The organism is Halalkaliarchaeum desulfuricum (assembly GCF_002952775.1).
In the GTDB taxonomy this organism is placed as follows: Archaea; Halobacteriota; Halobacteria; order Halobacteriales; family Haloferacaceae; genus Halalkaliarchaeum; species Halalkaliarchaeum desulfuricum.
This window is the reverse complement of sequence record NZ_CP025066.1, coordinates 2,463,159-2,481,351: the sequence shown is the minus strand read 5'-3', so window position 1 is coordinate 2,481,351 and position 18,193 is coordinate 2,463,159. Positions and strand designations below refer to the sequence as shown.

The window sequence follows — 18,193 nt, the reverse complement described above, 5'->3', positions numbered from 1 at the left end:
GTAAGCATATTGATAGACCGGTCTAAAAGTTAGACTTGTTCAGTAGTTTGATATTGGTCGCGTTGGATGGGCGGTGCATGGAAGTGTATCTCGTGGAGCAAGATGACATGAAACGAGTACCTGAATCCGAACTTGACACGGAAGCGAACCTCGAACAACGACTGGTACGGACGGATGGAGCCAAAATCGGCGAAGTCGAAGTTCTCTACGTTGGCCGTCAGGGGAGTCCCGGGGAAGGCGGCATCTTCGACATCCTCGGCGTTGACGAGCGGGGAGATACCGTAATCGTGGAACTCAAGCGTGATCGCGCCCCGCGGGACATCGTTGCACAGGCGCTCGAATACGCCTCTGAAATTAGGAACGTCGACTACGAGTATCTCGACGATCAGTACCGCCAATTTCTCCGCGAGGAGCAGGGCCACACCGAGCCGAACGACATCCTGAGCCTTCGCGAGGCGCACTGCGAGTATTTCGACCTCGATGATGTGCTCTCCAAACGGGAGTTCAACAACGAACAGCGGCTCGTAGTCGTCGGAACTGACTTTCAGGACGTATCACTCAATATGGCCGACTTTCTGCGGGAACACGGCGTCGATGTCGTGGCCGTCGAGTACTCGACCTATCGGGATGAGAACAAAGGTATCGAACTGCTCACGACCGATGGTGTCCGCCGTCCGTTGAGTGAGGAACCGACCGGGACCGTCACGAGCACGTCAGATTCCGAGGACTATTCGGAGCTCATTATCGCCGTTAGAGATCATGTTTTCCCCCAGATTAAAGACGAACTACACTTCGAGGACGCTGAACGGATCGCACCGCCGACGCATAAGCGTTCTATCGGATTTGGATCCGACCATCCGGAGCATCCTGGACCGCTGAAATACGGGATGCAACCGCGCATTGAGGAAGAGGGTTTGGTTCGATTTCGTGTGAACCTCTGGAACGCAGAGCCAGCGCAGCATGAAGAGCTTCGACAATTCCTTGCCTCGCACGCCGAGTCACTCGATGGGTACACCTTAGCTGAAGACGACACACAGTCGATGGGCATTCTGACCAAGGATGTCGAAGTCGACGGTGACGAGATCGAGGTGAGTGAGATGGCCCAGGAGTTGGTTGATCTGATTGAGTACCTCCACCCGAGAGCCATCGAGGAGTACGCAGACCACGAGCTGTTCGGGTAGGCGACGACGGCCTGTTCCAACGGTCGGGGTGGTTGGTTGGGCGTATGGACGGCGTAGAAAGGCATCGAGCGGCGTTACGTCGCCACGGTGCGCTCCAGGTGGGTTCGCGCACGGTCGGGCTGTTCGGCGTTAGGGCAACCGCGTCAGTCGGATCAGAGGCCGTGTGCCGGCCAGCGGTTGGCCGTAACCGCCTTTCCAATATCGGATGTGTATGTATGTGTGCCCCCATATGTATGTGCATGCTCCTACACCCACGAGGCCCGGAACCGGATTTTGATTCTGTCGACACCATGCCAACAGATCCGTCGGCCTCGGTAGCGAACCTGTCGGGCAACGATTCGACAAAACGTCTGATAGGTGCCGATCAATAGAACGGATTTATCACCTGTCCTCATCTGGTTGTGAGCAGTGACGGAGCTTGAGGTCGCCAACGTCGTCGGGATGATTACCTACCAACAAGAGCTGGATATGGCGGCACTGGCGGAGACGTTCGAAGACCGCGAGGAGACCACGAGCGTCACGTACGAACCGGCGGAGAACCACTGGCTCCAGACTCGATTCGCACCAGACGATACCTACGTGGCGTTCTACCGAAGTGGACGATGTTCGATTGCTGGCTGTGAGTCCGTTGAGCACTTCGAGACGGTTGTCGAACAAGTAAACGGAGTGATGCGTGACTTGCTGGGGTTCGAATATGAGCCTGCGGTCGAAGTAAGCAACATCGTAGCGACAGCCGATCTTGGCTCTAACATCTCGCTGGAGGCGCTGACGATTGAACTCGGCATGGAACGGACAGAGTACGAACCAGAACAGTTCCCCGCTCTGATGTATCGCGATTCCGAGTACGTCATGCTCGTCTTTTCCAGCGGCAAGCTCCTGTGCACCGGGCTTACAGACCGTCAGGCTGTCTCAGAGGCGATCGAAACCATGGCTTCCCGGATCCGGGCTGTCTTGTGATTACAGATTGACCTCGGGAAAAGTCTCCGACTGCTGCGCGTGCTCAACTCTTGTGACGCTGCTATTATTAGGTGCGGATGTAATCCTTGAGTTATGGCTGAAAACGACCAGGCAACGCTACCTGGTACCGAACCAGATTTACTTACACTTCCTACCCTCGAAAAACATCTGTGGGCGGCCGCGGACAAACTCCGTGGAAGCATCGATTCAGCAGACTACAAGAACTACATCTTCGGGTTGCTGTTCCTCAAGCGGGCCAACGATCGCTTCGAGGAGGAGACAGAGGAGGTCGCCGAAGAACTCGGCATCCCGATCGAGACCGCAAGAGACGACCGTGACCTCCACGAGGAGTTCTGGATACCCGAGCGGGCTCGGTGGGATCACATCAAGGCCCAGGAGACAGACGTCGGCGCGGCGCTGAACAAGGCGCTTGCAGCGATCGAAGACGAGAACGACCCCATCGCCGACCGCGTGCTTACCACGGTCGACTTCAACGACAAGGAGCGGTTACCCGACTCATTACTCTCCGATCTTGTCTCACACTTCTCGAAGCACCGGTACCGGAACGAGGACCTCGAAGACCCCGACATCTTCGGACGGGCATACGAGTATCTCATCCGCGAATTTGCCGACGACGCCGGGAAGAAAGGCGGCGAGTTCTACACACCGCGGGAGGTCGTCCGCCTCATCGTCAAGTGCGTGAATCCGCAGCCGGGCCACCGCGTCTATGACCCCTGCTGTGGCTCCGGTGGGATGCTCATCTACTCCGCCGAGCACATCCGTGAGCAAGGCGGCGACATGACGGACATCTCGCTGTACGGTCAGGAGAAGAACCTGAACACGTGGGCTATCGGCCAGATGAACGTCCTGCTCCACGAGCTCTACGACGCCAAGATCGAAAAGGGCGATACCATCACCGACCCCAAGCGCGTCACCAAGCACGACGAACTGGAGGTATTCGATCGGGTCATCGCGAACCCGATGTGGAACCAGAAGGAGTGGAACAAGGATTGGGTAGAGGACAACGAGCCGTACAACCGCTTCCCGTACGGGCTCCCACCGTCAAACCGTGGCGACTGGGCGTGGATTCAGCTTATGCTTGCGTCGCTTAATGAGACCGGAAAGATGGGGGTTGTGATGGATAACGGTGTCTTGTTTAGGTCTCGATCTGAGGGGAATCTCCGAGAATCGATGATCAAGGACGATTTGGTTGAGGCTGTGATCGCTTTACCTGAAAAGTTATTTTATAATACGAACTCACCGGGCTGCATCCTGATAATAAATAAAGACAAGCCTGAGAAACTCAAGGACTCAATCCAATTTATTTATGCTGAAGACGAATACCTTCGGGAATCTGGTGTACAGATCTACACAGAGGGTTCAAAACAAAACACTCTGACCGACGAGGGAGTCAGTCATATCGCTGAAACATATCTGTCGGCCAGAGAAGAGCCGCACCACTCCCGAATTGTTTCTCTTGAGGAAATTCAGCAGAACGACTGGAATCTTAGCGTTCCCCGTTATGTTGATACGGTAGACCCCATTGAGCCGGTTGACATTGAGGAGTCTATGAACAATCTCTCCCAGTTGGAAAAAAAGCGTCAGGAGCTACTGACCAGCTTTCAGGACGCTGTCTCAAGCATGAATACTAATCACCATGAGTGAAACGAAAGCCGTTAAAATCGAAGGAAAAGAGTATCAGATCCCGTCCTCATGGACGGTAAAGCGGTTCGGCGATATCTTCCATCGTCGTAGTGAGACTACCAACAGCGTAGATGTAGAAAATAATCGGTACGTTGGATTGGAAAATATTGAAAAAAGGGAGCCGAAGAGTGTCTCGTTTATAAATAAAGCCGATGAACGTAGTAGCAATCGCGTCTTCCGCTCAGGCGACGTTCTCTTCGGAAAATTAGCTCCAGACTTAGAAAAAGCAGCTATTGTCAAATTCGATGGGATTTGCTCTTCAGATATAATCCCTATGTACGCTTCCGATGCGTCATCCGAAGAGTACCTTTCGTACCTACTACATACGGAATTCTTCCTGAAGCGAGCTATATCGACCATGGAAGGGACAAACTTACCCAGAACTCGATGGAAAGATATCGCTGATTTGTCAGTCCCTCTACCGACGAAAGAAGAACAAGAGGCCATTGTTTCAACACTGAATTCAGTATCGGATTTAATACACGTTGAAGAAGAGATAATCGAGGAATTATCTCGGGCTAAGGATGGCTTAGCTCAAACAGTGTTCACGACCGGAGTGGGGAATAATGAGCTAATCGAGGTCCAAGTCGGGCCACGGGAAATACATATCCCAAAACATTGGGAATTAAAAGAGGTTCAGGAAGTACTTGACTCATCAGTGAATCGACCAATCCGGGGAGGGCCCCCAGGGAGTAGAGTAAAGAAAGAGGACAGGAGTAATACCGGCCCCCGAATTTACACACAAGAGAATGTGATAAAAAGGGATTATTCATTTGGATCAGAACAGATAACTGAAGAGAAATTTGAGGAATTGAAGACGGCCGAAATCAAGCCGGGAGATATACTAATCACCAGAGCCGGAACAGTCGGCGAGGCTGACATCTTCCCGCAGCATGCTAAGAAGGGGATACTTGACTCTAATCTCATTCGCGTCCGTGTTGATAGTAGCTCTTGTCTCCCCGAATATCTGTCAGCATTTATATCAAATTCAGGTATAGCTCAGTTTCAAATTGTGTCGATGACTCATGGGGGTACAAGAGCCAATTTAAATAATGGAATCATCGAATCGATAGTCGTTCCTGTTCCGCCTATTGAAGAGCAAGAACAAATAACAAGCGTGTTGAATATTTGTAAACAACTTTCGGAAGTTGGAGAAGACACAATTCGCATCCGCAAGGATGTCCGCCAAACGCTTATACAGCGCTATCTCACTGGTGAAGAGCGCGTAAGCACAGATTATGAGTAATGAGTATCTGGAATCAGAGCTTCCCGCGCTAACAGCACTGGAAGAACTCGGATGGAAGATTGTTGATCAGGAACAGACCACTTGGAATGATCCACGGGAAAGCGAGTCCTCGGCCGTGCTCGAACCGCGACTACGCAACGCTGTCAAGCGCCTGAACCCCTGGCTCAACGAGAACAACCTGAACAAGGTTGTCAACGAAATCCAGCAGGTAGCAGGGACGAGCACGATGGACGAGAACGAACAGATCCACGAGAAACTCGTCCAACATACCTCTGTTGAGCAGGATTGCGGTCACGGGAAGCAACACCAGACAGTCCAGTATATCGACTTCGAGAACCCCGAGAATAACGACTTCTTCGCACTCAATCAGTTCCGCGTTGCGGGGCCAGTTGAGGTCATTAAGCCCGACATCGTGCTGTTCGTCAACGGCGTCCCGCTCGCCGTCGTCGAGTGTAAAAGTCCGCAGATCCCGGAACCGCGCTCGGAGGCGCTCGACCAACTCACTCGCTACCAGAACGAACGTGACGGTGACTCAGAGGGAGCCGAGGAACTGTTCCGGTACAACCAGTTCTCGGTCGCAGCGTGGATGGAGGGCGCGGTCATGGGCACCTATGGAACGCCGAAGGACCAGTATAAGCCCTGGCGGGAGGCCTACCCGCTTGAGGACGACGAGCTGATTGACCTGTTCGATCTCGACGGCTACCTCCCGGATCAGTACCGGATGCTGTACGCGCTCTTCGAGCCCGAGCGCATGCTCGACCAGTTGCGGCACTTCACGGTGTTCGAGAACAAGCAGAGTGGCGCGACCAAGATGGTCGCCCGCTACCAGCAGTATCGTGCGGTCCGGAAGGCGCTTGAACGGATCGACAAGCGTGGACAGCGCGAGGCCAACGGGGGCGTCGTCTGGCACACTCAGGGGTCGGGAAAGTCGCTCACGATGCTGTTCCTCGCGCTGAAGCTACGCCGACTCCAAGATGATCCCACGCTCCTGTTGGTCACGGACCGCCGGGCGCTGAACGACCAGATACACGCGACGTTCGAACGCTGTGGCTTCCCGAACCCAAAGAAGGCCGAGAGCATCGATGACCTCCGCGACCGACTCTCGTACGATGCGGGTGAGACGATTACGACGTTAATCCACAAGTTCCAGACGACAGACGACGAGGAAGACTTCCCGGTGCTCTCTCGCAACGAGAACATCTACGTGATGGCTGACGAAGCCCATCGGACGCAGGATAAGGAACTTGCGAACAACATGCGGACGGCGATTCCGAACGCCTTCTACGTCGGGTTTACCGGCACTCCCATCGAGAAGGACGAGCGGAACACCCGCCGGACGTTCGGGAACTACATCGACACGTACACTATCGACCAGTCGCTCGCAGACGGGACGACGGTCGAGATTCTGTATCAGGGCCGTCTTGCGGACATCCACCTCGAAGGTGAGACGCTCGACCGCCTGTTCGACCGGATCTTCTCGGACAAGACGGACGAGGAGAAGGCGGAGATCCAGAAGCGGTATGCTCGCACGCAGGACCTCGCCGAGGCCCAGCCCAGAATCGATCGGGTCGCACTGGACATCATCGAGCACTTCGAGAACGACGTGCCTGAGCCGTTCAAGGGGATGGTCGTTACCACCAGCAAGGAGGCGGCGATCCGGTATAAGGAGACTCTCGACAACCTGAACGGCCCTGAGTCGCGTGTCATCGTCTCCGAGGGCCACAACGATCCAGAGCACATCAAGAAGTGGACGCCGAGCGATTCCGAAAAGAGCCAATACAAGGAGTCGTTCGTCGACCCGAACGGCGAGGTTGATCTGCTCATCGTCTGCGATATGCTTCTGACGGGCTTCGACGCACCTGTGGCCCAAGTGATGTATCTCGACAAGCCACTCCGAGAGCACAGCCTGTTGCAGGCGATCGCTCGCGTAAACCGGCCTTTCGAGGAGAAAACCCACGGGCTCATTATCGACTACTACGGCGTCTCCGACGAGCTGAAGGAGGCGCTCGCGATGTTCAGCTCAAAGGATGTCGATCGGGCGATGGTGCCGGTCGAGGACAAACAGCCCGATCTTGAGGCGGCTCACAGCAAGGCGATCTCGTTCTTCGATGATCTCGACGAGGTCGAGCAGTGTGTCCAGTCGCTCGAACCGGACGACCGTCGGATCGAGTTCAAGAACGCGTTCAAACGTTTCTCGAAGCTAATGGACGTCGTCCTTCCGGATCCGATGGCGAACCCCTATCTGGAGGATCTTGAGCGACTCAGCACGATCTACGGGAAGTCGAAGGAACGGTACCGCGATGAGACGATGAACCTCGAAGGGGCTGGGGCAAAGGTCCGCAAGTTGATCCAGGATCACATCACGTCGCGGGGCATCGAGGTCCTGAATGACGAGCCAGTCTCGATCATGGATGAGGTCGAGTACGACGCGAAACTTGAAGGCTTAGAAAGCGACGAAGCTCGGGCGAGTGAGATGCAAAATGCCATCAAGCACGAGATCAACGTTCGGTTCGACGAGGACCCGGTACAGTACGGCTCTCTCAGAGACCGGCTCGAAGAACTCATCGAAAAGTACCGGGAAGGGCGATACGACGAGCGCGAGACTATCGAGGAGCTTCGAGAACTAATGGACGAGATTCGCTCCCGCGACAAGCAGGCACGGAACAAAGGGCTCCGTGACGAGACCGATCTCTCGTTCTACCACGCCGTTGAAGATGTACTGAGTGAGCACGATGCTGGCGAGGAAGAGCTCATTGAGCTCACCGCTGATTTGGTTGGAACCGTTGAGGGGTTCGTGACGAAGGTGGAATGGAAGGAGAAGACGCAGCTGCAGAACCGGATGCGGAAAGAAGTGACGGGTGACTTGTATCGGTCCGAGATCGACATCTCGGCTGATGAGCGCAAAGAGCTAACCAACCGCGTTATCGAACTTGCCCGGAATCACTACCAATGAGTGAACGCCTACAGCGCCGACATCATATCGGCCAGACGGTCGTCCCATACTCCATCGATTGGTCCGAAGATCGGGAGACTATGGGGCTGTCGATCGATGCGTCGTTGGAGCTGACTGTCAAGGCCCCGATGACTGCGACGGTGGCCGAGGTGGAGGAGGTACTTGAGTCTCGCCAGGAGTGGCTCCTTGAGAAGCTCTACGGGCTCAAAGAGCAAGAAGGACCACCGTACCCGAAGGAGTACATGAGCGGGGAGAAGCTTCAGTACCGGGGCCGACAGTATCCGCTGGAGGTGGTTGAGGCGGACGTCCCCGAACCGAAATTATCGTTTGACGAGCAGACGTTCACCCTCCAGGTTCACCGGTTCGACGGAGACGTGGACGACGTGAGCGTTCGTCGAAAGCACCAAGCAGTCGTCGACTGGTTTATTCAGCGTGCAGAGGAAGAGCTCCCGGCTCGGGTGTCGCGTTTTGACTCGCGGTTGGGACTTGACGACGTGCCGGTATGGGTCGGAGAAATCGACGGTCGGTGGGGTGAGTACGACGACGGAACCGTTCGTCTCAATTGGCGGTTGATCCGGGCACCAGTTCGAATCCAAGATTACGTCATCGCTCATGAATTGGCCCATACAGTACATAATGAGCACTCTGGAGCGTTCTGGAACACGGTTGGTGCTCTCATCCCGGACTACGAGGATCGCCGCGAATGGCTCCGGGTGAACGGGAACTCTCTGACCATCTGAGTACTTGTCAGACGCAAATTCCGACGAAAGAGCGATGATTCCGACACTGCGCGGATCCATGATAACAGCTGCATTAGATTTTAATTACAGGGGTTTTATCGGAGGTTATTTTCGAAATCCTAACTACTAATCGAACTACGGTTCGAAGAACAGCCCAGGCCCAGTATAATCATACTCTGGAAGTACCCGAAATTGACGAATTAGACAATCACAGATATGTTTATAAAATCCTTCACGACGTGAATCCACCCATGGGTTATTCTGATAATCGTCGGTTTCATCTTCCCAATTGGTATCTATTTCGAACGGGACCATGGTTTCATTTTCAATAGTAACTTTAGCTATTCCACTCGCTTCTGATGCATTTCCATCTACATTAAACTCCGCCTCAAAGTCCGGAGAGGTTGGTGTTCTACGCTCATCAGTTAGTGTCCATAAAGTAGAGACCATCTCCCCACCTGTCCACATCTCATCATCTTCAAACGTATATACAGGAATCGAATCAGAGAGGCTCAGTTGAGTTAGCTGAAAATAACCATCAGTGAATTTTGGTATAGACGACAAGACAACATCAGGTAGATCTTTGAGTTCTTCTCGGTCTATATTATTGTCGTTATACTCTTCCAAGACTTCTTTTGCTTCCTCCATTTGCAGTTCACGAGCATGGGTTCTTTTAGCAATTTCTGATAAAGGATTTTGATCTCCAAAATGAACAGAGCCACTATCATGTTCCTCGTAGTCAACCCCTTCAACGAGATTTTCTAACTGTTGCACGGTCCGTGCCCTTGAGCTATCGTAATCATCTATGAATTGACGCAGTCGAACCCTTTGAGTCTCTGTTAAACCACCAGATCCTTCAGAACTGACGAATGTCGACCCAAACTCCGGCTCCGAGATGTCTCTTTTTTTAGTTTTTGTGTATACAAGCTCCAAATCATAAAATCTCCAGAGGAGATCATCTGGCACTCTGTCACCAGGAGAGACGCCGATCCAGTCCATAATTTGCCTCGCTAAGCGGCCAACTTGCAGTGTTGTATTTGTACCAGAATCGAACCCACGAATATAATATCCAGACTTTGTTGATTCAGACACGTACTCGCGTAATATGGCCATATATAGCTGAACTTGTGAGGGGATTTAATAGTCCGGTATAGCTGAGAGACATATCTCAGTCATTATCTTGAGTTATCTTATTTCGGGGTTTGTAACTGTCGAGAGAGATAATGAACCGGTAGTCGGGGCCGCCGGGGTTCATTACCGAGCAGCTCGCGGCTTAGCTGTCGGATAGAACACACTTCTTGCGTCGAGCTTCGATGAGAGAGTGATGATTCCAACACCGCAGAGACCCTGCCAACAGCCTCCTGGGAGAACGCCACGGCGGCCAGAGTGCCGTTGGATCAGAGCTCCGATGTCTCCTCTACACCGTCGGCCAACCGGTTCAGAAACGCCGTGTCGTACTGCTCACCGACGTGGTTGATGTTCCACAGGCCTGAGCCGCTAATCTCGTTACGGGGACTGTCACGTCCCAGCCAACCATCATCCCGTGGATCGAGTGAATCCTTCCGGTAGTTGCTGACAAGAGCGATTGCGTTCCGCTCGATGTAGGCTCGGTCACTCTCCGGGCTTGGCTCGTCGTCGACGTCGACCCACAGGAAGGGAAGATCTCGGATGTACTCGCTTACGCGACGTTCGTGTTCCAACTCCGCGAGTCGGCGTTCTCGGCCCGCGCTGGAGCCATCGCCCCAGTGCGGGTACTCGTCGTGAAGACCGTCTCGTTCGATCATCGCCTCCCCGACACGCTTGCGGAACACCGAGCCACGGTGGTTTCCGCCGCCTTCATACGTCCCGCTATATGCTCCACGGTGTGTCCGCAGTCGGTTCTACAACGATGTACCTGAGCCCGACGACACAGCGTGTGGACCGATCCGAGTGAGCCGGAGCTGGTCGGTCGAGTTCCGCGTCTCATCCTCGGCAAAGAAGAAATACACGCCCCGCTCCGGCCAGTCCATGTAGCCCGTACAGTCCTTGAACCGTTGCTTGCTACCGACGTTCGCTTCGAGCCGGTCGAGAAGATTGTATAGTCTGTCGAGATCCGAACGACGCGACATACTACCCGGTTCGAAGCTGGGGCACAAAATCGCCTGGGATTCTCAGACCCGTTCGTTGTACCACGCAAGGGTCTCACCGAACTGGAGACCATCAGTCGGGGTTTCGACGTCAACCGGCGTATCGTCCAGTAGCGGGATTAGTTCGGAGTAGTAGTCGCGTCCTGCGTGAAACACGAGTCGATTGCCATCGTCGAGTAGACCCTCGTCTTCGAGCTGACCGTACACGGTTTTAGCCCACTCACGCTTCCGCGCGATCGGCGCACCGGACAGGGTGTCGTCATAGGGCTCGATAGGCGGGCCGGAGGGATCGAGCAGGTGGAGTTTCGCCGAAAGGATGTACCAGCGGTCGTGATTGGCTTCGACGTACTCACGCGCCTTGCTGAAGAACGCCGACGGCATGTAGAGGTCGGCGGGGTTTGCCGCCTGTTTGCGCTTGCTCTTCGTACAGCTTACCAATCCGATCTCCATAACGAGATTTCTCGTGGTGACGGAATGAAGTCTCTGGTCAAAGGTCGGTGGAAGTCAGCTAACGTGGTTCTCCCGATTTTCCGCCAGCGTTCCAAACTAAATCCATGAGTTCATCAATAGCAGAATCTGGGTTAGTAGAGTATGATTCGATCACAACCTCCGGCAAAGTGACAACGGGGTTGCCGAATGGAACGCGGTCAAACTCGTCCCCGCGTGAGTTTCGTTTGATCAGGAACTCTGATGCATCGATAATGCTTGCGAGAAGATATATTGGAGGGCGGAGGTCTTGTTCTTGCAGGTACTGGATATAGTCGGGTAGGGAGTTTTCTAATGCTTGTCTTAGATTGTCGCTCATCAGATAGGGTGAGCTGTGCTTCGGATTTGTAGCGAATACATACTTGGTCAACGCTTCGATCACACCCCCACGAAACGTACGAACGTACTTACTCACTTCTTGGTCAGTTGAACCTCGGAGAACAGTAACGCTATCAACCGAGTAGAGTTCGTCGAGCCCTCCTGCACCAGCTCTCGACTCAAGGAATGGAAGTCGCGAATCAGTTCGAAGTTCAGCGGTGGAAAGATCGACTTGCTTCCCCGGTGCGAATGAGTCCCCAGAAAATAGGTGGAGCACAAACTTCGGGGTGGACGTGATTTCAAACCGTTCTGCATCTCCGGTTATAGTAGCAATACGGTCGTTTCTGAACTCGTTAATCTCTGCGCCTTGTTGTTCCGTTTGTAGGATACGCCGTCTGATTTCATCGACATCTAAGGGGAACCGACCACTTGGACTCCGTGCGTAAAATCGATCATTCGTCGAGACTCGGTGTGGTGAGCGCCAACTCCGGTTAACACCAACTATTACGAGAGAGCGGTCATGCTCCGTTGGGATGGCACTAATGTCAAAACTGCTGGTCGGGAGAGGTGGATCAGTACTCCGGCGGAGCACATTAGCCCATTGTTCGATAGTATGATCAACGTCGTCGACGGGAAAACCTGCAGCATGTTCAGGTCGACCCTCTTCGTCTGGGATACCAACGATTAGATGGCCACCATTACTGTTAGCGAAAGATGTTGCCTCCGCCAGCAAGGTGGTTTTGTGGTCTGCTGAGTCGTCATCAAGGTTGAGGTACTCTTTGTACTCGATTTGCTTACCCTCCTGAATACCCTCGGAAACCAGTTGTTCCACATCATCAAGTTCGATCTCATCGACTGGTTTGTCGAAGATCGCCATTTTACAGTTTATTTTCCAACCTTGCTACATATACGTTCGCACACCCCGAAATCCGTTACAGGGCTCAGTATCCGAGAGATCCCGATAGCAAACCTATGACAGAATTCTGATGAGATCGTGCCAACAGCCACCAGGGCCACGGCTCCGATCGGCCGGAGAAGCGTCCCTCACGGTTTTAGCCTCCGGCCACCTCTTCGCGGATATGACGTTCAGCGTCTCGTGGCACACGCTCCTCGACGAACTCGACGATCTCCCCGAGGGAGCGACGCTGATCACCCCACTCTCGCACAAGCGATTTCGGGTCACCGACGTGCAGGAGCAACGTGTCATCATCGACTTCGAGGATAGGGACGAGAAACGACCGCTTCAGCGCGACCAGTTCGAGACGTTGTACCGGCGTATCAGTGACGAGCCTGGCGGCTTCGAGCTTGATCGACTCCCACCTGACGCGGATCCGTACCCGGCGGTTCTGAGCCTTCACCCACGGTTCGAGATCGACGAGGATGAGGGAGTGATCATCGAGAAGGATGGGCCGACCACCAGCCAGCTTCTCAATGCCGAACCCGCCAGTGAAACCGACGAGCGGTCAGAGCCGGACTTGGACGTGTATGCGGACGCGCTGTTGCTCGTAGACGCTCTTGAGCGCCACGACGTGGCCACACTGTCGGAGATGGAGACGGACGCGCTCGTGAACCTCTACACCCTGCTCTCGGATGTCCAGCGCAACGCCAACGACCTCCGTCAGGACGTAGCTGACGTGCTACTGAACCGCCTTCACCACGACCGGCCCGTGAGCGGCCCCTTCGGGTCTGTCCAGCGTACGACGCGTCGGAATCGCTCGCTGAAAGACGAGGATGAGGTACTGGCGAAGTTGGAGGCCGAAGGAATCGACCGAGACCGAGTGACGGGTATCGACCGGAGCAAGGTCGACGACGCCTTGGAGGTCACTGAGCTGGCCGAGAGCGACGTCTACGACATCGAGGAGAGTGAGTACGTCCGCAAGGCCGACGTCGACGAGGAGGTCAAGGAAACGCGTCTCCAAGGCCTCAAGGAGCAACTCGCGGCGACAGAAGGTGAAGAAGCTGAGGAGCTACGCCAGGAGATCGAGGACCTGGAGGGCCGTATCGACGAACTCACCAGCTTCCGAACGGGGGCTGAAGTCCACGAATAGATGGCCCCTCGGCCGGCTGTTTTAGGTCGCCGTCGGGCTCATGCTGAGGGGGTACTGAACATGGGAAAAGCGGCTCGTCAGTGCTCTGTTCCGGTAATACTATGATTCGGGGCTTCGACTCCCATGTTGTAACCGCAAGCAGGAGCGGACGGTACCATGAAAACACTCCAACTCTGGCCGGAAGCGGTTGCCGGTAAAACGCACCAACTCGCCTCTCCAGAGTGGGTGATACGGTATAAAGAACCTGCGCCGTCTGGGGAATGTGCCTCAGGCGCTCCCGTCATGGACTCGCCGGGATTTGAACCCGGGGCCTCTCCCATGCCAAGGGAGTGATCTACCACTGATCTACGAGCCCGCAACGCAGTACCCAATTCCCGGCTTCGAATAATAAGGGCTTCGACTCCGCCCCTGTCGCGTCAATCGCTGTCACGCCGGCTTCGACGACCCGTCTCGACCTGAGGTGTCTCCCACCCGAGGGGAAGCTACCAGACATCCGGCCAACTGTTTTGACCATCGCTCCCTACTGTAGGGTATGGCCCAGATAGCGCCCGACACGCTGTTGCCGAGCGATCGAATGGTCCAGCAGACTCTCGACGGCGAGATCACCCAGATCCACCGCGGCCAGCAGTACGCCGAGGAGGGCGACACCTTCAGCATCGAGGACGTCACATTCGAGGTGGTCGACGTCGAGGAGCGCACGCTCGGTGACCTCACCGACGAGGACGCCCGCGCCGAGGGGCACCGCGATCTGGAGCACTACCGGCAGACGCTCGAACGCGCCCACGAGGGGTTCGAGTGGGACGACGACTCCGAAATCGTCCGTCACCGGTTCGAACGCCGAGAATAACCGTCCATTGGGCGTGAGACGGGAGTTATCGGGGGCTGGTGGAGGCCCCGACCCTCACGGACATGCAGTGTGTTCGGGTGTGACTTCCAGCCGACCCAGCTCGGGGAGGCCGAGGGGAAGTAAATTCACCTGCGGCGGCACGCCCCGGTTGGGACGTGCGGCCAAGACGGTGAAGCCTCGGAGTTTGTCCCCGAGGTACTTCACCTCGGGAAGGTCTTCCTCGTGGACGCGATAGTCCGGTTCGAGGGCGATGTCGTCGGTGACGTCGGGGAGTTCCTAGTACGCGCTGTCGTCTGGATCCTCCGCGTCGGCGACGACCACGCCGACGTCGTCGTGCTCGCCGATCGGAACCGGAATCGCAACTGGCACCCCTTGCCCGACGTCGGGGCCACGTGCGGGCGGACGCGACGGCTCGTCGCTGCTGTCCAGCGGCGGACCGTCCCATTCGGGAGCGTGATCCGCATATTCGAGGGGCTCACCGTCGATACACGGATAATACGAGAACTCGAACGGCTCCGTCGGCGCGGAGAGGGACTCCTCCAGGGGTCGAGACCCGAGACAGCCGGTGGGAGTAAGACCGGCAACGATGCTGAACGCCCCAGCGAGGACCGTCCGGCGACGCACACACGGACGTATTCGTCGTCCGGTAAGTGTTTTCTCCCGGCCACTACTGAACGCGCCGGAGTGCAACCTGAACGGAAGAGTACGGGGGCGAGAAAGATTTGTTCCTCGAACCCCTATCCATCGCATGGTCGAGGTCACGTACCACTGTCCGTACTGCGGGGCCGTCACCGGTATCGAGCGCGACGGCTACCTGCAGGACAAGTGTGTGACTCGGGAACCCCTGGAAGGGTGGGAGTACGCCGACACGACCGGCAACGTCGAGGACGCCGACGGCATCGAGTTCGTCTGTCTGGGAACCGGCAGTACCGAAGGTGACGATGGCCACCATGACGAGGAGGGGCCTGCAGCCGATCGGTCCGCCGTCGATCGGTCCGCAGCCGATCGGTCCGCTGTTGATCACTCGGCCGTCGACGACCCTACAGCCGACCGCGACATCGACGGTCCCGCAGTCGACCGCGACGGCTGCGGACGGACGTTTTACCTGAACTACGTGAAATACGAGAACGGGAGGGAGGTTTCACACCGCCAGCCCGAGTACGACCGTCCGCGGTTCGACTTCAGGCGCTGACGATGTTCACCGACGTCGCCGGTCTTTCACCGACATCGACGGGCGACGGGGTGAGTGAATCGCGGACGACACACACAAGGCCGACGTCGGCCAATCTCCACCCATGTACACCGGGCGGCCCGAAAAGCCGTGCTGTCTGTGCGATCGCAGCGACACCCCCCACCGAATCGACGTCCCGCCGCGCGCGCTGACGTCGATGAAAAACGCCGGCCCGATTGCCTGGCAGGACGTCGAAGGCGAGGTGTCGCTGTTCTTCTGTGAAAACGACTGGGGGCTGGTCCGGGATCTCGTGTTGGAAACGGGACTGAATCCGCTCTCGCGGTGTAACGCCGCCAGGGCGTCGTTTTCCCTCAGGGAGGACTACGAGGCGTACCTGAACGCGACCCGGGACCAGCCCGATCACGCACCTCTCGAGAGACGGATGCTCGAGGAGGCTCGCGAGACGGTGGCCCGCTACGAGGCCGGCGACGACATGGTCGAGCCTCGGGATCTTGTCGAGGCACGCATCGTGGAGTGGACAGTCGAAGACGAGGAGTCGACCGAGACGAGGACGGACGGTCCCTGATCGAACGAGCAGTCGACTGATCGACGGTCGTGAAGAAGCCGATCTAGCGACCGGTCGGAGTGAGGTCGTCGCCGACGGCGTTCATCACCTGTACCGCCGCGCTGGCGGCGAGTCCGCGGGCGACCTCGTCGCGTTCGGTGTCGTCGAGGCCGGTCTCGAGCTCGTCGGGATCCGGCGCGAACCCCGCGCTGACGGGGTGTCCCGCCGGCGGATTGACGGCGACAGTCGCCTCGACGCCGTTCTGTCCGCGGTTGAGTTCCGAGCCGACGACGTACCCTTCCGGGAGATACGACTCGGTCCGTGTTACGATCCCGGCGACCGCCCGCCTGAGAGCGCGTTCCTGTTCGTCCGAGAGGCTGACGTCCGCGGACGGCTGTCCCGCCTCGACGACGCCCGGAGCCCCTGCATAGGGGTTGTTTCCATTCATCGAAGTCGAACGAGATAGGCGAAGACGACTGATAAAACCGTCGGCCGTTCACAATTTTTTGGGATCCCGACGCGGCTATTTGTTGCTCCCGTCGCGATTTTCCCGGATCGCCATCGAGCTTTCGAGTCCGGTGTGACACGCCCCGATCGGATGATAATCGGGCTCGACGGGCGGAGCGTCGGTCGGCGGGATCGGCTCGTTGTCTGCAGAGACGCGTTCCCGCCACATCCCGGTCGGCGCGCGAAGCGTTCCTGCGGCGTAGTTCCACAGACGGTCGTGCCACCGGCGGAACCGCTCGTCGCCGGTGCGCTCGAACAGCACGGCCGCCGCGCCGATCGCCTCCGCAACCGCCCAGCCGTACTTCTCTGCGGCGACTGGCGTGCCGTCTGCCTCCACCGCGTAGTAGAAGCCGCCACGATCGTCGTCCCAGCCGAGGTCGACGGCAGCGTCGAACAGTTCGATCCCCCGATCGAGGGCCCAGGTGATCCCCTCGCGATCGAGCTCCCCGAGCAGTTTCGCCCACTCGGCGTGATGTCCCGGCTGGTAGCCCCACGGTCGAAACTGGTCTCGGGGGGTGTCCTCGTTGTACTCGAAGTCGTGGTTCCAGTCCGGCGTGTAGTGTTCCCACACCAGGCCGTCGGTTTCGGCAGTCAGGTCGACGGTTATCCGACGCGCGATCGTTTCGGCCCGTTCGAGAAGCGCAGCATCGCCGGTGAATCGGGCTGCAGCCAGCAGCGCCTCGCAGGCGTGCATGTTGGCGTTCTGCCCGCGGTACGGTTCGATCGGCTCCCCGTCGGCGTCGAGGTCGCTCCGACAGAGGCCGTGTTCGGGCTCGTAAAACCGATCGAGGAACGCGTCGGCGATTGCGGCCGGGTCGGCGACCACCTCCAGATCGGCGACTGCGTCGGACGGGGCGGTTGCGTCCGGACTTAGTCCCGCGTCAGCCGCCCGAGCGTGCGCCAGCACGACGAACGCGTGACCGTACGTAGAGAGGCGGTCGTCCACGACCTGAACGGATCCATCGGGGTCGTCGATGCCGGCTGCCGAAAACAGCCATCGATATGTCGGATTCCCGTCCACGTCCGAATCGCGGTGGGCCCGTTCCAGGAATTCGAGTCCGTGGACCGCGGTCTCGAGCCACGGATCCCGAGCGTCGTGTGTCACCGCCAGCGAGAAGTTCGAGACGTACCGACAGGTCGCCACGAGGTGACGGGAGTCCCGGTCGGTCACCTCGCCGGTTTCGGGATCGAACCCCGTGACGAATCCGCGGTCGGCGAGACAGTCCGGATACCTGGCCTCCAGAAGCGCCAGGAACTCCCGTCGGAGGCTCTCGGGGTCGGCGAAGGTCGGGGGCGTCATCGCCAGAGCAGTATCCGCGAATACACTTAAGGCTTATACTCTTT

The 18,193-nt window shown here is 56.8% G+C and carries 16 protein-coding genes, 1 tRNA gene and 1 pseudogene; 10 read left to right on the top strand and 8 right to left on the bottom strand.

The window, feature by feature from the left end:
- The first annotated feature begins 77 nt into the window (after positions 1 to 77).
- The 6 genes from AArcSl_RS12385 (at position 78) to AArcSl_RS12360 (ending at position 8,781) form a co-directional block, all read left to right on the top strand.
- On the top strand, positions 78 to 1,181 hold the full coding sequence (locus tag AArcSl_RS12385; protein WP_119819722.1) for an endonuclease NucS domain-containing protein: 1,104 nt from the start codon (positions 78 to 80) through the stop codon (positions 1,179 to 1,181).
- A gap of 408 nt (positions 1,182 to 1,589) precedes the next feature.
- Positions 1,590 to 2,138 carry a TATA-box-binding protein gene (locus tag AArcSl_RS12380; RefSeq protein ID WP_119819720.1) on the top strand — a complete coding sequence of 183 codons (549 nt, stop codon included), beginning with the start codon at positions 1,590 to 1,592 and terminating at the stop codon, positions 2,136 to 2,138.
- A 93-nt stretch (positions 2,139 to 2,231) separates the two neighbouring features.
- Positions 2,232 to 3,803 (top strand): type I restriction-modification system subunit M, encoded by a 1,572-nt coding sequence (locus AArcSl_RS12375; protein WP_119819717.1) that lies wholly within the window; start codon positions 2,232 to 2,234, stop codon positions 3,801 to 3,803.
- Positions 3,796 to 5,088, top strand: coding sequence for a restriction endonuclease subunit S (locus AArcSl_RS12370; RefSeq protein ID WP_119819714.1), 1,293 nt, complete (start codon positions 3,796 to 3,798; stop codon positions 5,086 to 5,088). The genes AArcSl_RS12375 and AArcSl_RS12370 overlap by 8 nt, the downstream gene beginning before the upstream one ends.
- Positions 5,081 to 8,041 (top strand): type I restriction endonuclease subunit R, encoded by a 2,961-nt coding sequence (locus tag AArcSl_RS12365; protein WP_119819711.1) that lies wholly within the window; start codon positions 5,081 to 5,083, stop codon positions 8,039 to 8,041. The genes AArcSl_RS12370 and AArcSl_RS12365 overlap by 8 nt, the downstream gene beginning before the upstream one ends.
- Positions 8,038 to 8,781 carry a M48 family metallopeptidase gene (locus AArcSl_RS12360; protein ID WP_119819708.1) on the top strand — a complete coding sequence of 248 codons (744 nt, stop codon included), beginning with the start codon at positions 8,038 to 8,040 and terminating at the stop codon, positions 8,779 to 8,781. Before AArcSl_RS12365 ends, AArcSl_RS12360 begins: the two co-directional genes overlap by 4 nt.
- A 135-nt stretch (positions 8,782 to 8,916) precedes the next feature.
- Here the strand turns inward: AArcSl_RS12360 and AArcSl_RS16670 are convergent, their stop codons facing one another.
- The 4 genes and pseudogenes from AArcSl_RS16670 to AArcSl_RS12345 all read right to left on the bottom strand — a co-directional run bounded on the left by AArcSl_RS16670 (position 8,917) and on the right by AArcSl_RS12345 (position 12,588).
- Entirely contained in the window at positions 8,917 to 9,780 is an 864-nt protein-coding gene (locus tag AArcSl_RS16670; protein WP_161945958.1) for a hypothetical protein, read from the bottom strand.
- A 398-nt stretch (positions 9,781 to 10,178) separates the two neighbouring features.
- Positions 10,179 to 10,889, bottom strand: a pseudogene (locus tag AArcSl_RS17800) (hypothetical protein).
- 42 nt (positions 10,890 to 10,931) lie between these two features.
- The gene (locus AArcSl_RS12350; RefSeq protein ID WP_119819705.1) at positions 10,932 to 11,357 is read right to left on the bottom strand and encodes a DUF6884 domain-containing protein; all 426 of its coding nucleotides are present in this window, start codon (positions 11,355 to 11,357) and stop codon (positions 10,932 to 10,934) included.
- A 58-nt stretch (positions 11,358 to 11,415) separates the two neighbouring features.
- Positions 11,416 to 12,588 carry an RNA-binding domain-containing protein gene (locus AArcSl_RS12345; RefSeq protein WP_119819702.1) on the bottom strand — a complete coding sequence of 391 codons (1,173 nt, stop codon included), beginning with the start codon at positions 12,586 to 12,588 and terminating at the stop codon, positions 11,416 to 11,418.
- A gap of 202 nt (positions 12,589 to 12,790) precedes the next feature.
- On the opposite strand from AArcSl_RS12345, the gene AArcSl_RS12340 reads away from it, so the two are divergent.
- Positions 12,791 to 13,759 (top strand): DUF2800 domain-containing protein, encoded by a 969-nt coding sequence (locus tag AArcSl_RS12340; protein ID WP_119819699.1) that lies wholly within the window; start codon positions 12,791 to 12,793, stop codon positions 13,757 to 13,759.
- Positions 13,760 to 14,042: 283 nt separating this feature from the next.
- Here the strand turns inward: AArcSl_RS12340 and AArcSl_RS12335 are convergent.
- A tRNA-Ala gene (locus AArcSl_RS12335) sits at positions 14,043 to 14,114 on the bottom strand.
- Positions 14,115 to 14,291: 177 nt separating this feature from the next.
- Between AArcSl_RS12335 and AArcSl_RS12330 the strand changes: the two genes are divergently transcribed.
- Positions 14,292 to 14,606 carry an ASCH domain-containing protein gene (locus tag AArcSl_RS12330; protein WP_119819696.1) on the top strand — a complete coding sequence of 105 codons (315 nt, stop codon included), beginning with the start codon at positions 14,292 to 14,294 and terminating at the stop codon, positions 14,604 to 14,606.
- A gap of 276 nt (positions 14,607 to 14,882) precedes the next feature.
- Here AArcSl_RS12330 and AArcSl_RS12325 read toward each other — a convergent pair whose 3' ends face one another.
- Complete coding sequence (locus tag AArcSl_RS12325; protein ID WP_119819693.1) at positions 14,883 to 15,230, bottom strand: hypothetical protein; 348 nt, start codon at positions 15,228 to 15,230, stop codon at positions 14,883 to 14,885.
- 124 nt (positions 15,231 to 15,354) lie between these two features.
- On the opposite strand from AArcSl_RS12325, the gene AArcSl_RS12320 reads away from it, so the two are divergent.
- Positions 15,355 to 15,798, top strand: coding sequence for a hypothetical protein (locus AArcSl_RS12320; protein WP_119819690.1), 444 nt, complete (start codon positions 15,355 to 15,357; stop codon positions 15,796 to 15,798).
- Positions 15,799 to 15,901: 103 nt separating this feature from the next.
- Positions 15,902 to 16,363 carry a hypothetical protein gene (locus AArcSl_RS12315; protein ID WP_119819687.1) on the top strand — a complete coding sequence of 154 codons (462 nt, stop codon included), beginning with the start codon at positions 15,902 to 15,904 and terminating at the stop codon, positions 16,361 to 16,363.
- 43 nt (positions 16,364 to 16,406) lie between these two features.
- Here the strand turns inward: AArcSl_RS12315 and AArcSl_RS12310 are convergent, their stop codons facing one another.
- Together AArcSl_RS12310 and AArcSl_RS12305 are read right to left on the bottom strand one after the other, a co-directional pair.
- A complete protein-coding gene (locus tag AArcSl_RS12310) occupies positions 16,407 to 16,790 on the bottom strand; it encodes a DUF5811 family protein (protein ID WP_119819684.1) in 384 nt (127 codons plus the stop codon).
- 75 nt (positions 16,791 to 16,865) lie between these two features.
- Complete coding sequence (locus tag AArcSl_RS12305) at positions 16,866 to 18,149, bottom strand: AGE family epimerase/isomerase (protein WP_119819681.1); 1,284 nt, start codon at positions 18,147 to 18,149, stop codon at positions 16,866 to 16,868.
- Positions 18,150 to 18,193: the final 44 nt, after the last annotated feature.